The sequence below is a fragment of the Holosporales bacterium genome, from assembly GCA_031263535.1.
GTDB lineage: Bacteria > Pseudomonadota > Alphaproteobacteria > UBA3830 > JAIRWN01 > JAIRWN01.
In genome coordinates this window covers 30,968-44,246 of the sequence record JAISFO010000006.1, presented here as the reverse complement: position 1 = coordinate 44,246, position 13,279 = coordinate 30,968, and the positions used below count along the sequence as shown (strand labels likewise).

At 42.8% G+C, this 13,279-nt stretch carries 15 protein-coding genes; 7 read left to right on the top strand and 8 right to left on the bottom strand.

The genetic code is table 11. The features are described 5' to 3' along the window. The first annotated feature begins 383 nt into the window (after positions 1-383). Entirely contained in the window at positions 384-1,136 is a 753-nt protein-coding gene (locus LBL30_00585) for a hypothetical protein (GenBank protein ID MDR1031609.1), read from the top strand. 1,109 nt (positions 1,137-2,245) lie between these two features. On the opposite strand, the gene rpsI is transcribed toward LBL30_00585, so the two are convergent. The 4 genes from rpsI to LBL30_00565 form a co-directional block, all read right to left on the bottom strand. After that, the gene (gene rpsI / locus LBL30_00580) at positions 2,246-2,644 is read right to left on the bottom strand and encodes a 30S ribosomal protein S9 (GenBank protein ID MDR1031608.1); all 399 of its coding nucleotides are present in this window, start codon (positions 2,642-2,644) and stop codon (positions 2,246-2,248) included. A 572-nt stretch (positions 2,645-3,216) separates the two neighbouring features. Next, positions 3,217-3,678 (bottom strand): 50S ribosomal protein L13, encoded by a 462-nt coding sequence (gene rplM / locus LBL30_00575; protein MDR1031607.1) that lies wholly within the window; start codon positions 3,676-3,678, stop codon positions 3,217-3,219. 79 nt (positions 3,679-3,757) lie between these two features. Further along, complete coding sequence (locus tag LBL30_00570) at positions 3,758-4,159, bottom strand: hypothetical protein (protein ID MDR1031606.1); 402 nt, start codon at positions 4,157-4,159, stop codon at positions 3,758-3,760. Beyond that, complete coding sequence (locus tag LBL30_00565) at positions 4,152-4,778, bottom strand: CvpA family protein (protein ID MDR1031605.1); 627 nt, start codon at positions 4,776-4,778, stop codon at positions 4,152-4,154. The genes LBL30_00570 and LBL30_00565 overlap by 8 nt, the downstream gene beginning before the upstream one ends. Before the next feature lie 191 nt (positions 4,779-4,969). Between LBL30_00565 and LBL30_00560 the strand changes: the two genes are divergently transcribed. After that, positions 4,970-5,176, top strand: a complete 207-nt coding sequence (locus LBL30_00560) for a hypothetical protein (GenBank protein ID MDR1031604.1) — start codon at positions 4,970-4,972, stop codon at positions 5,174-5,176. A 164-nt stretch (positions 5,177-5,340) separates the two neighbouring features. After that, positions 5,341-5,787 carry a hypothetical protein gene (locus LBL30_00555; protein MDR1031603.1) on the top strand — a complete coding sequence of 149 codons (447 nt, stop codon included), beginning with the start codon at positions 5,341-5,343 and terminating at the stop codon, positions 5,785-5,787. A 27-nt stretch (positions 5,788-5,814) separates the two neighbouring features. Here LBL30_00555 and rnhA read toward each other — a convergent pair whose 3' ends face one another. From rnhA to LBL30_00540, 3 genes are read right to left on the bottom strand one after another with little or no spacing between them, the layout of a single operon-like run. Then, entirely contained in the window at positions 5,815-6,246 is a 432-nt protein-coding gene (gene rnhA, locus LBL30_00550; protein MDR1031602.1) for a ribonuclease HI, read from the bottom strand. Next, on the bottom strand, positions 6,239-7,027 hold the full coding sequence (locus tag LBL30_00545; protein MDR1031601.1) for a 1-acyl-sn-glycerol-3-phosphate acyltransferase: 789 nt from the start codon (positions 7,025-7,027) through the stop codon (positions 6,239-6,241). Before LBL30_00545 ends, rnhA begins: the two co-directional genes overlap by 8 nt. Beyond that, a complete protein-coding gene (locus LBL30_00540) occupies positions 6,997-7,584 on the bottom strand; it encodes a YdcF family protein (protein ID MDR1031600.1) in 588 nt (195 codons plus the stop codon). The genes LBL30_00545 and LBL30_00540 overlap by 31 nt, the downstream gene beginning before the upstream one ends. Positions 7,585-7,938: 354 nt before the next feature. Here LBL30_00540 and LBL30_00535 point away from each other — a divergent pair, with 354 nt between their 5' ends. Then, on the top strand, positions 7,939-9,579 hold the full coding sequence (locus LBL30_00535) for a hypothetical protein (GenBank protein ID MDR1031599.1): 1,641 nt from the start codon (positions 7,939-7,941) through the stop codon (positions 9,577-9,579). A 220-nt stretch (positions 9,580-9,799) separates the two neighbouring features. Further along, positions 9,800-11,410: a hypothetical protein gene (locus tag LBL30_00530; protein ID MDR1031598.1), complete on the top strand. Its 1,611-nt coding sequence runs from the start codon at positions 9,800-9,802 to the stop codon at positions 11,408-11,410. Positions 11,411-11,450: 40 nt separating this feature from the next. On the opposite strand, the gene rlmN is transcribed toward LBL30_00530, so the two are convergent. Continuing rightward, complete coding sequence (gene rlmN, locus LBL30_00525; GenBank protein ID MDR1031597.1) at positions 11,451-12,527, bottom strand: 23S rRNA (adenine(2503)-C(2))-methyltransferase RlmN; 1,077 nt, start codon at positions 12,525-12,527, stop codon at positions 11,451-11,453. 73 nt (positions 12,528-12,600) lie between these two features. Here rlmN and LBL30_00520 point away from each other — a divergent pair, with 73 nt between their 5' ends. Next, on the top strand, positions 12,601-13,077 hold the full coding sequence (locus LBL30_00520) for a YbjN domain-containing protein (GenBank protein ID MDR1031596.1): 477 nt from the start codon (positions 12,601-12,603) through the stop codon (positions 13,075-13,077). Beyond that, a complete protein-coding gene (locus LBL30_00515; GenBank protein ID MDR1031595.1) occupies positions 13,058-13,270 on the top strand; it encodes a hypothetical protein in 213 nt (70 codons plus the stop codon). Before LBL30_00520 ends, LBL30_00515 begins: the two co-directional genes overlap by 20 nt. Positions 13,271-13,279 lie beyond the last annotated feature (9 nt).

The window sequence follows — 13,279 nt, the reverse complement described above, 5'->3', positions numbered from 1 at the left end:
TCTTAAACTGCGCCTAGATTTAGCAATTGTATAGGGGGGGGGGGCTCTTAGGCGATCTAACTAAAAAGCAGATTGCAGAAAAAAATTCATTCTACTTTGATAAATATGTAATACTATGTTTTCAATATTTCTTACTGTATTGCCCAAGATAACCAAATGGCTAATCCCTTATTATTCAAAAATTAACTTGAAATTAATGATTGTTTGTTATATATTGATTATACGCTCTGGAGTGGAAGTACAGATCTTGCTCTTGAAGAAGATGTTACTTCTGGTCTGAGTGTAGGGGCAAATAGGAATGTATGTTGAATCTAATTAGAAAGATTAGAGTCTGATACAAAACTGTTTGCCAAAGAGTTTTAATTATTTTTGAGGAAAGTGAAATGAATAAAAAATTGTTGCTTAGTGCTACTGCATTGGCTTTAGTATCGTCGGTGTTAGATAATGATGCAATGGCTATGAGAAGAGCGGATGCTTCGGCTACAGAGGATAGCTACATTTCCGAGCTAAGGCAAAAATTAGCACCTAAAATTGCCGAACTTTCACCAAATGGCGAAATGCCTTCAGGAATGAAAGAGGTTGTTGATAACTATGCTTTACAATACGGTGACACAAACCGCATAAATGAAGTGCATAATCAACTTTCTTTAGAAGGGAAACAAGGACACGTTCTTCTGTTAGAAGCTCTATCTAAAAGTCCGCATCTGGAAAACGTTTCTTTGTCCCATATAATGCAACTTTACCCAGAGTTAAATGATCATTATTTAATAAGAGGGTCTTTCAGTACCACATCTCTTCATGATCAGGCTTTTGCTGTGGCTTCTGTAAAGCCGATATACGATGTTTTTCCAGAAAGTATGCCTGCAGATATCAAACATCGTTCGATACAAGCTGCTCAGGGTGTTATTCCCCTAGAAGAGCTTCGTAAGGCTGTCCCCGATTATCACCCTGATCCTTATGGCCTCCCAATAATAAGTAGCGAAGATAGCCAAAGCTATATAGCGCATTTGCTTAGGGAAAATGGTGTAGATGAACGGGATGCCTCAGATATGGCTCGTCGCGCTATGGAAGCAAAAAACAAACCTTCTGATAGGGATTATTACCTTAGAAGTGCATTCAGGGGTGTGAGATGGTGAATGAATAGAATACCGCAGGTATTTTTGTATCCATCGCATTGTGTTCTGTCCGATACGCAATTTGATAGTGATATATACTGGCCGTCTTATACCGTGAAGTATTTGGTAAGAGACGGCCGGCTAAAGCTCAATGTGTAACGCCACTACCTCGGACGGCAAAGCTTACATCCGTGCGGTTGCTGGATAGTGATCAACTTACAAAGAAGCGTCTCGGAAGAAATAAGCGGTCTGCCCTGACGTTTCTTGTATTTATTACGCCGTTTTCTGCATCAATGAAGCAATTTAAGTATATATACTGGTTGTCTCATATCATGAAGTATTTGGTAAGGGATGGCCAGCTAGAATCTAATGCGTAGCTGTTACCTTGGATGGTAAGGCTTACATCTATGCGATTGCTGGGTAGTGTACCAGCTTGCAAAGAAGCCGTACATCGGAAGGAATAAACGACCTGCCAGCGCTTCTAGAGGTAAGCGTTACCAAAAAAGAAAATAGATACCACGACTGATAGTTTTTTATATTTTATCACGTCGCGGTCATTTACCAAGCTTGAGATTTATCTCTTCGTTATCCTTCCCTAACCAACTGAATAATATTTTAATCTTTCCCAATTTGGGCTTGCTAACGCAAGGCTCGGAAGCCTGAACGGCTTCCTCGATTGCCAGTTCTGCGAACTGAAGTTTACCTAAGCTAAAATTATCGCTCGATTCAAAGTCACCAGCTTTATCTAAATTTGATGTAAAGTTATGATTTGTAGATTTTGCTAAATTTAATTATTTGCCACAGCAATAACATCCATCGAGGATGGTTATGTTGAATTGCAAGCCGCAACCTTGGCTGCGTCATATCAGACTCGCCATAAAACTTGCCTAGACGATTATCAAACCGAGGCAAGTTAGTATTACATCCATCAAGCAAGCCTGCAAGTTTGCTTGAACGTTTATAAAACTGCGTTTATGCAGCATTACAGTCATCAAACAGATCTTTTAGGCTTTTTTAGTTAGCAACCCTTGACCGATGTAGCACAGTATTAGACAGATCGTCACACGTACCCCCCTTTACAAACGGCAGTAACAATCCGACTTGAGCTAATGGAGAAAGAAGCTGGAAGGTTATCTCTTAGAGAATTGGAAGCGTCTGCGGGCTTTTCTACGGCCGTATTTTTTGCGTTCTACCGTCCTGCTGTCGCGAGTTAGCAATGAATCGGCTTTCAAAAGATTATGTAAATCAGGCGAGTAACTAAGCAAAGCGCGGCTTATACCATGACGCAAAGCGCCTGCTTGTCCTGATAAGCCCCCGCCACTAAGCGTACAAGTAACGTCATACCTGCCAACACAATCGGTCGCGATAAAGGGACGCAATACAACATCGCGTAAAGACGGCTTGGCAAAATACTGCCCCAAATCTTTGCCTTTGTTTATGATAAACCTTCCGGAACCAAGCTTAATCCATACTCTCGCAACCGCTTCTTTACGACGACCGGTACCATAGGCGCGACCAAGCTTATCGATCGCTGGACCACGTTCGCTTGCAGGAACCGCAGTGTTGGATTCGCGTAAAGCCTCACCCAAAGACCCAAGCGCTTCGCCTAAGCTGCCAGCGGCTTTGCCAGTACTTGACTCTGCAGTTGAGGATTTTAGGGTTATTTCTTGATCAGCAGCGACCTTCTTGCTGCGTGTTCCACTGCGTACAACGACCACTTTTTCAATCGCCGCCTTAGCTTTGGTAGGTCGCCCAGACGCCGTATCCCCCTTGCCAGCTTTAGCCGATTTACCAGCACCGGAGCCCACTGCCGATTTACTTTTAATCGCGTCCCCCAGCGATACAGTTTTCTTCGCAGGCGCTTTTTTATCAGCCGATACGGTCAATTTTTTATCGGCAGCTTTACCAACCACCGCCGTTTTAGAAACAGCCGTCTTAGATACCACTTTTACAGTCTTGTGATCAGCTGATTTTGTACTGCTTTTAGTGGTTTTTTCTGTCTTATTCTTACCGGCATCAGTAACTTTATTTTCTGTTTTACCAGCAGAAGATGCCGTTGCTTTACCAGTAGTTGATTTATCTTTTTCTGACTTTGACACTTTTATCTCTTTTTGTTTTTTGTATTAAGCGAAGCAATATCAACCGGTCGTGGACTTTGTGCTTCGTGCGGGTGCGTAGGCCCTGCATAAACCTTAAGATTGCCCATAATCTTCCTGCCTAGAGGATTACGAGAAATCATACGTTCCACCGATTTAATCAAGATTTGCTCAGGATTCTTGCTGGACAGCCGCTCCGCAACGGTACGCTGCTTTATGCCGCCTATCCAACCTGTATGCCAGTACAGTATTTTATCCTTAAGCTTATTGCCGGTTAGATGAACCTTGTCGGCATTAACCACGACGACATAGTCTCCACAGTCTACATGCGGAGTGAAAACCGCCTTATGCTTGCCGCGCAAAAACCTGGCAATCAAGGCAGACAAGCGCCCAAGCACCATATCTTGCGCATCGATAAGCAACCATTCCTTCTTCGCATCGGCTGGTTTTAACGAAAAAGTCCTCATTCAACCCAAACTTAAAGACATCATATCAGTTGTCATTATTCAATAAACAACCCTTAAGTCAACACAAAAATAAGGCGAATTACTCGCCCGATGTATCCCTTGTATCAGATATTTGCCATACGCCGAATTCATTCCTGACGGCAGACAGCTTTCTGGGACGCTCTTCGTCAGCCGCATATATAAAATCACGGGATATACGACCGCGTTTATCGAAGTAGGCCTTGGCAGGCACAATAACCCCACTTGCGCCAGCTCGTTTGTTATTCCAGCGAAATTTTTGACCAGAGCGTCCGGTTTCTAAGGCTTTATAAATCGTTGCGAATAGCGTAGGTCTATCCTCAGAAGAAACATCTATGCCTGAGGCCACATTGACAAGGTGAGCATAATGCGCAAAACGATCACCGGCTTTACTGAAGTCATTTCCACCAGAACACCCGCAAAGCGCCGTCGCGATGAACAGAACGTAAGCAGCACTACTCATCCGTTTGCTTAGGAACCAGGTTAGAAAGAACCTCAACTTGCTTTTCGGTTTCCTGTGATTCGTCGGACCAATCCGCTTCGACTACTTTGGCCTTCACGTCAGCCATTTTTTCCTTCAAGGCGCCTAAGCTTATGTCAAGATAACGGAAAATAGTGCGAACCGTAGTGTTAAAGAACGGATAGCAACGCGATTGGCTTAAACAACCTGGCACATTTTCCAGCGAGAAAAGTAAAAACACAAACAAACATGCGGTTATTATAAAAAATCCACGCACTATGCCAAAAGGGAACCCTATAAGCCGGTCTAGACTTGACAGATGGCTTCCCTTAACCGCTATGGCGGCCAAGTGCTTTATTACTGTTAATACTATGAAGGCACATGTGTAGGATATAAACCAGCAGGTAGCGCACAACAAAACCTCATTAGTTATATGTCCGGCCAAAAATTGATTAGCGTGCGGGAATATCAGCTTGGCCCCAACAAAGGCCAGCGCCCAAGCGCAAATGCCAAAAAACTCAAGCACAAAACCGCGAACAAAACCAATTATTCCGGACAATGCCATAAAGCCAAGGACACAATAATCAACTAAGTTCAACCCATATGTCTGAATAGACGCCATCGTTTCCTCATAAAAACTTTAGCAATAATACGCCACAACGATTATTAATCCAAGTTTAGCAATTTTGTATTTTTTTTAGAAAATGGTTAATTTTAAATTTTTCACGTTAACTTAAAAATTAATAAAATTTTATTTATCTTTTAATCGAAATACATCATAATCACATCTGTATATGTTTTATGAGGTGAATTATGCGTAAGAATTTTATAGGCCTAGCCATTTTCTCTTCTTTAACTGTCTGCTTGGATGCGCAGTCGATGCTTACCCGCCATTATGACGAAAGTCTTACTAGAACAGCCACTAGGTCAAAAAGTACCGATTTTTCTCGGCCTCAATTGTTAGAAGAGTCTCCAAGAGGAACTAATCAACGATCAAGGGCTAGTGCTCGGCCGCTCTAGTCGATAGATATGCGCAGCCGCTAGCAATAGAGCTAGACAAAACAGCCTCAAGCGCTGATGATTTACATAGCCCATTGGTGGTACTTAGAAGTCCACTAACCAGATGCCAACAAACCGCCACAGAAGTACTTAATCGAACTTCAAGATGGGGGCAGGTAAGATATGTGGACACAGAGGCAGCCAATGATGTCTATATACCAGAGCTAACTGGACTTCCTATAGATAACCCACAGGTTGTACAACTGTATAAGAAGTTCGCAGAAAATCCTTTAGAATTTGGGAACGGCAAGGAGAATGGTATGTTTATAGTTTATAACTTATTATCATCTATCCAAAATACGGCGTCTGACTTGATTGCAAGATCGCGTATTCCCACTAATAATTTGGTTATGATGCTAGTTACTCATCAAATACCGAGAGCAGTATTGCGCTATGTGTTTGAAAAACAAACATTCGACGGTCTTCAAATGGTTGAGGATTTAGATGGCGGCAATTTTTGGGCAAGAATACAGTATAGAAAATTAAAAGGTAGTCTAGAACAATTTAAGCAGCCCTTCCAACATCTACACCTGATGGGCACCATGACGCCAGTTCTCGGTCTTGTGGATTAAGCTACATAATTTCCAGCCAGGCTTTGCTTAAGTGGCTACGCAAGCCTGGCTGGCGAGTTTGTCGGCTCTTTCGTTTTCTTTGTTGCCAGCGTGCCCCTTGACCCAGTTCCAGGCGATGTCCTTATGCTGACATAAAGCATCCAGTTGCTCCCACAGATCCTTGTTTTTGACTGAGGCTTTACTTGAAGTTTTCCAGCTGTTTCTTTTCCAACCCTGCACCCACTGCGTTATCCCTAAGCGGACGTACTGGCTGTCTGTGTGTATCTCAATCGACGCTGGCTGATTGATACAGCGTAAGGCTTCTATGGCGGCGGTTAGTTCCATCCTGTTGTTGGTGGTGTTAGGGTCTCGACCAGAAATAACTTTTTCCTGGCCGCTTATGTTCAAAATAGCCGCCCATCCCCCAACGCCAGGATTGCCTTTACAAGCGCCGTCTATAAAAATCTTTACGCTATTCATAAAGCGAAGTGGTTCCTGACTTTATTTTTTCTTCCAAAAGCGACATGAATTCCGCTTTACCAAGACCAGGCGCAATATAAGGCATAAACTTTACCTTTATGCAACCAGGATATTTAGTAAAAACCCGCCTAGGCCAAACTTTACCAGAATTCAGCGCAACCGGAACCACCTTAGCGCCGGATTCCTTGTATATGGCATACACCCCAGCATGCAATTTACCAAACTGACCAGATGACATGCGCGTTCCTTCTGGGAAAATCATCACGTTAAACCGCTCTTGCAGCCTGTCCGCAGCCTGCTTGCTCATAACAGATATCACGCGCAAGCCGTCCTTTCTGTTTATCGCAATCATTTTAAGTCTTTTTATGATTTCCCCAAAAAACGGTATGCGGGCAAGTTCGGCCTTAAGCACAAAGCACGCCCTTGGAACAATTGACATAAATGCCAGGGTTTCCCAGGCAGACTCATGCCTTATGGCGTATATTGCGGGCTCTGTAAGAATGTTTTCCTTATCATAAACCTTAAGGCTCGCCCCTATACAAAAGCAAAACCATCGATGAATTCTTTGGTTTACTTTTACAAAGAACGCATGGATGGCCTCGGCATCTCGCTTTACAAAAAAGCGCCCCGTTATGAACGAGAAAGACAGAAACAAATAAAGCCCGATATTAAAAATCAACGACTTGAACCAAAGTAAAATGGAACCTGATGCCTTGGCGTTATCTGCTGGATTAATTTTCGCCGAATTTATCACTTTAACAATATTGACGGAATCAGGCACACGATTGCATTATACTCCCTTAAAGCCAAGGCAAGCCACCTTCCTCCGCGTTTTCTGGAAAACACTGGATATGGAATGACTTCAGCATTTATCTCCGCACGGCGTAATAAAATCAAGCTTCTTAACATGTGATAGTCAGACGTCACCAATATCAAAGATTTAAATCCACGCTCTTGTAGAAACTGTTTAATTTCATGGGCGTTGCCGACGGTATCCTGCGCTTTGTATCCAAGCGAGGTCTTACAGTAAGAAAAATCCCTGTCATGCATATATACTGAAAAATCCTGCAGTGACACGCACTTGTTAACCCCAGAAACAAAAAGGTTCGACGCATACTGTTTTTCCAAAAGGTCTATAGCGCATTTAGTTCGGGACCTACCTCCGGTAAGGACCACGATTGCATCGATTGGCCCTGATAGCTTGGCCATCAGTGCCTGAAGATCTGGCTGTTTGGTTGGCACATTAAGCAGAAAAACAAAAAATCCCAAAGCCCAAAGAAAAACTACACACGCCAAAAACTTACACGCAAAAATCAAGGCGATTGCTGATTTGCTCATACTGCGACCTCTCGCTCACCATACATCTTCCAGACTCTGGCGATCAATAAGTAAAACTTCAGGTAAACCCACTTGTATAATTTTCAGATAGACATAGTGGGAAAGGCTCGCAACAAGCGCTCAAAGAGCGGTTTGCTTATATTAATAAAAAAAATATATTGACAATTGTGAGTTTAGTGTTGTATATATTAAATATCTTTTTAAGGAATAAAAATACATAGTTTTATAAAAAGCGCTTTTTACTGTTTATTGTTAGGGTTTGTTATAAGCAATTTAAATACCGCTCATGCTAGTCTTCCAGACTCAGAGAACCCCGCTTCTCTCTATTCCGATTATTTAGAGATTCGAGCGGATTTGAGGGGTGCGAGATCAGATATTGACGAGGTTCGGCGCCTCGCTGGCGCTCTTGCCGAAAAAAAGGAACAACCATCCAGTGATGATAAGCCGCCCGTCTCTTCCCGCGGAATTATAGACGAATTAGATGAAGAATTAGAGAGACATCAGCGTCTTCAAGCACGCTTCAGCACGTACAAACAGGGTATTACTAAATCATCTGATGAGCTTAAAGATAGCTCAGCTCTAGGAGAAGCAGAAGCTAATGTAGAGCTGTCTGGTGATGACAAATTGCCTTCTCAAAGAGTGGCGTCGGTTGTTACTACAGTTGCCGAACTTGATATTCGGCAGGCTGCAATAAACTTTGGAATTGAGCCTGGTGGATCAATATTAGACATTTTCCGCGTATTGACCGATAATTCAAATATGGGTGAGGCGGCCGTGCAGTGTGGTTTATCCCACGACGCTTCTCTTTCGGATATAATGGCATTTTTTTTAGATTTGAATTTGGGGCCGGCCGTAGAAAATCTTTATCCTGGCCATCACGGAGACTCTTCACTTATAGAGCTTATCGATTGTGCTAATAGTGGATTCGTTATAGTAGGACATGGTTCTCTTAGAAGAGATGGCAGCAGCCCTTATCCCCGAAAAAAAAATGTAATACTACGCAGTATAAATGCTGCTGTTTTGGAACCGTTTTCTACTGATGATTACTGCGGCCTGAGTTGTGTTGCCGCAAACGGTAGTGAGATTGTGGCTGTAGGTGAGGAAGGTTCAGTGTGGGTCAGTATGGATGGAGGAGTCATTTGGGTGCGGCAAGATCCTCCTGTTAGGACAAATTTGCGTTGTGTTAGATGTATAGATGGGCGGTACATTGCGGTGGGGGATTTTGGCGCAGTTATAACCAGTGAGGATGCAGTGTCTTGGACGTTACAAACATCGGGCGTTCAGCGTAATCTTAATAGTATTACTAGCGCAAATGGATATACACTCATCGTAGGAGATCAGGGTACAGCACTTATTAGTCAAGACCATGTTAATTTTGGCGCGCTAGAGACAAATACTAGGGATAATATCTTTGCATCCACTGATGATGGAAATCAATTCATCGCAGTGGGAGAACATGGTGTAATGTTATTAATTACACATGATGGTGGTCATGTGATTCCACAACGTTCGGGAACTGAAAAAAGCCTCTTTGCAATTGCATATGATAAAATACAAGCCATCGCGATAGCGGTGGGTGAGGATGGCACTATATTAGCGTGGCGGAGTAATTATAATGAATGTGTTCGGCAAAATTCAGGCACGACAAATAATCTTTATGCATTAATATACGCTCTAGGCGGTTTGTTCGTCGCAGTAGGAGAGGGAGGTACAGTATTAACTAGCCCTCTTATTGATGAGGGGCCGTGGAACTTGCAGCAATCAAATACCATTGATGCTCTCTATGGAGTCACTTACTTTTCATGGAGAGAGCCTGTTAGTTACGCTCCTTCAAGTAATTCTGTTGTAAACGATATAGCGATACGTTTATCAGATGTTGACCCCAATATACTTGAAACGTCGCCGTGTGCATTAAACATTAATCTTGATGTGCTTACAGCTACAGATCGTACAACGGTGCCACATTTATTAGACGCTACGCCTGATGACGATTAAATATTGCGCGCTTTATGCCCAGGAGTACGCTAGTTAATCTTTACAAAGCCGGCCATCCACTTACGCGGGTGGCTTTATTATTTTTTTTAATTTTCCTTATTGTAATTTACATTGCACTTGCCGAAGGTCGTGCTTGATTGATCGTTTAGATAAAAAAACATCTTGACAAATATGAATTGCTATTATAGTATGGAAGATAGCCAATTTAGAAAGGAAATAATTGAAAAAGTTTAATTATTGCATGTCGGTCGGGTTTGTTATTTTTAATCTACATACCGCCATTGCTTCTCGCCCATCTACCAGCTTAATTTTCTCTGTTGAGGAATCTGCAATGGAGGATAAGTTAGCGTCGGTGAGAAAAGAAATGCTAGCTCTTCGAGCATGCGCTGAATCCAATGCTAAAGTTTTAAGAATGGCAGAAGCTAAGTTAGGGATAGTGGATCATGGATCAACAGATGCCGAAAGACTTCAAAAAGTAGTTTATGCAGCTGCACAAAAACCTTATCATCATCATGACGATAGCACTAATGATGATGAAATTGATCCAACGGCTCCCCCAGCCCCTGAAGCTCATGTTGATGGGCAAGCGGCTTTGGTAGGTTCTGGCAGCGACGACGAAGCTGGTTCGGAGGCATCGGCTCCCAGACCTTATCTAGGGCAGGTTGCTGCTCGTATTGGCTTAGATCCAAGCAAACATTCTACTATTCCGGCCTTACTTTCGGCAATGGGGTCCGAGGATTTTACGCAAAAATTAAACACAATGGGTAGGATGCTGCGTTGTGAGCCTAATGTTCTTGCCATCCTGGCTAGGATAGCAAGCCTAGATTTAGGAAGAGGAGCAGAGGGAATCGATCCTCGATACAATGGCCTAAATAACATACCAAGTCTTATCGATCGGGGTATCGCATATGGCGGCACAAACCGAATGGTCGTGGTAGGATCTTTGTTTGATGAGGGATTTGGGCTAGTTAGCTTTGATCAAGGGGTTCATTTTGAACGACAATTGCGTTTCGATGGAAAGGTAAAAGACGTTGCTCATGGGGCGGGATGGTTTGTCGCTGTAGGAGATGGTGGGCGTATATGGATCAGCCCAAATGGACTTGGTTTTACGAAACAAAATTCTGGTACTGAGCAAGATTTATTCCGTGTTATTTTTTATAACAATCAATTTATTGTGACAGGAGATAAAGGAACGCTGTTAGTTAGCTTAGATGGAGGAATTAATTGGCAATTATTAAAGTTACCTGATGGGATATATTCAAATTACAAATTAAATAGCATTGTTTGTTGGCAAAATGAGTTCGTTATTTTTGGGGCTTGTCAAAAGCGCAGTAATACCTATCCCTATTATCCGCAATCAATTGGCGTGTTGCTTAGCAGCTCAGACAATGGAAAAAGCTTGCATTTAACGGAAATTGATAGTGATCGCCCTTTTTTGGGAGTTGTCACATATAGTGGAAATCAATGTATAGCTGTAAGTAGTGATCGTACATATGGTAGTTTAGACTTAAAGAGCTTTCGATGTATCGCTAATAGTTGTCCATGGCACAAGGAGCCAAACGTTAATGAATCCCTTTTTATTACCTATGCCGCAGACAGGCTTATTGTCACCACAGAATCTAATATGTACACTAGTACAACAGGTGGCGGTTGGGATCGTGCCCCAAAATCTCCTGGCTTATTTCGTAGAGTCATTCAGGATGGCGGAACACAATTCGCTATTACGGGGGAAAATAGCATAATTACTAGCCAAGATGGATTTCGGAGCTGGGAAACAGTAAAGGAATCAAAGGATGGTCAGGTTTTTGCAGCAATCGCCCACAGTGAATAACAGTTTTAAAAACTAATTTGCGTTACTAATTTCAGAGCCCTTAGCTAATATTTGGTAAGGGCTTTGAAGTTTTAAGCTGACCACAAGCGGCCATTATATCCTGTCCACGGCTGTTACGAATTGTACATGTGTAACCAGCTTTGCGAAGGATTTTTGCAAAATTTTGAATAACCTCCGGGTCGGAAGGCTCTAAATCGCTTCCTTTCCAAGGGTTAAAAGGAATAAGGTTTACTTTTGCACGGATGCCGCTTATCGTGCGTGCCAGTAAAAGCGCGTCAGCCTTAGAGTCATTAAAATCCTTAAGCATAATATACTCAAAAGTTACTCGCTCAGTCCTGCTGGCTTCTGGATACTGTTTTACAACAGCAAGAAGTTCGCTCAATTTAAAAGTTTGATTAATTGGCATCAGGCGCGACCTTTTGTCTTCGTCTACGCTGTGTAGTGATATAGCCAGATTAACGCCAGTATCCTGCGCCAATGGCAGTATTTTATCCGTTATGCCGGATGTGGATACGGTTATACTGTGTCTTGAAAAGGCTAAGCCTTCCTGGCTTATAAGTATGCTTATGGCCGTGCATACGTTGTCATAGTTAAATAACGGCTCGCCCATGCCCATGAACACTAAGTTAGTAATTTTCTTGTTATGGGGACTTGTTGGCCACTCGCCAAGGATTTTTTTGGCGAACAGTACCTGTGCAACGATTTCGCCAGAAGTGAGGTTTCGCTCAAAGCCTTGGGTGCCGGTGTAACAGAATTTGCAGCCGATAAAACAGCCAATCTGGCTTGAAATGCAAAGTGTTCCCCGGGTCTTATCTGGAATAAAAACAGCCTCAAAGCTTTTGCCGTCTGGCGCTTCAAACAGCCATTTTTTCGTTCCATCAGCAGACGCAAGCTCTTTGGCCGGTTTTGCCAGTTCACAAGATAATTGATCTTGCAAAAAAGCCCTTAAAGAGCCGGGCAAATTTATCATTTGACTAAAGTCAAATTGGCCTTGGACATACAGCCAATTCCAGACCTGGTTGGCTCGGAATTTTTCCACTCCATTTTTTTCAAGAAAAGCCGTAAGCGCCAGTAAAGTTAGGTCGAATATGCACTGAGGGTGGTTTTTATACTGCAAAGGCTTCAGATTGGCTTTACATTAATTGGCGGTCAGTTTAGCATGTCGCTAGCCATGTGCGCGAGCAAAGATTATGACTTACAGCACCTATACGCCGATTGAGATGCTTGAAACCATGTTTACACAATGGGATTGCAAGCATAAGCGTTTTGACGGCCGAATATGCGCCACTATGTCAGGACACTGTGGCAAATATGCTTTGGGTTTTTCATGGAATCGAGACAGGCGCATCCTGCACTGCTATTGCGATATGTCCACAAAGTTCGAGGACAGCAAACTAAAAGAAATAACAGAGTTGGTTGCCACCATGAACGAAAAGCTGTGGTTTGGGCATTTTGATTTAATATTGTCTCAACGCATGGTGATATTTTGCGTTTCTAATGTCATTCAGGAAGAGTACGCCTACGCGGAAGTGCTTGAAAAAATGATCGATACAGTGCTGATTGAATGCAATAAGTTTGTGCCGGCTTTTAACATGGTGATTGAGACTGGAACCCCACCCGAAAAAGCCGTTGAGGTTTGCCTTATGGATGTGGAAGGTGAAGCTTAAGGCTTTGGCCAGCTTTAAGCCGTCAATATGGTTGGCCGTCGTATGCGTTTTATGTGGGTGTACGAAAGGCGGGAATACCTTATTGGACCATAGGGGATACCTTAAGCTTCAGAATATCTCTACTCAGCAGTCTCAGTCATTTGAAAAAGAAAAACAGCAAGTAAAAGAAAGGCTCAAGGCATCTGGCGCGTAGCGACTAGCA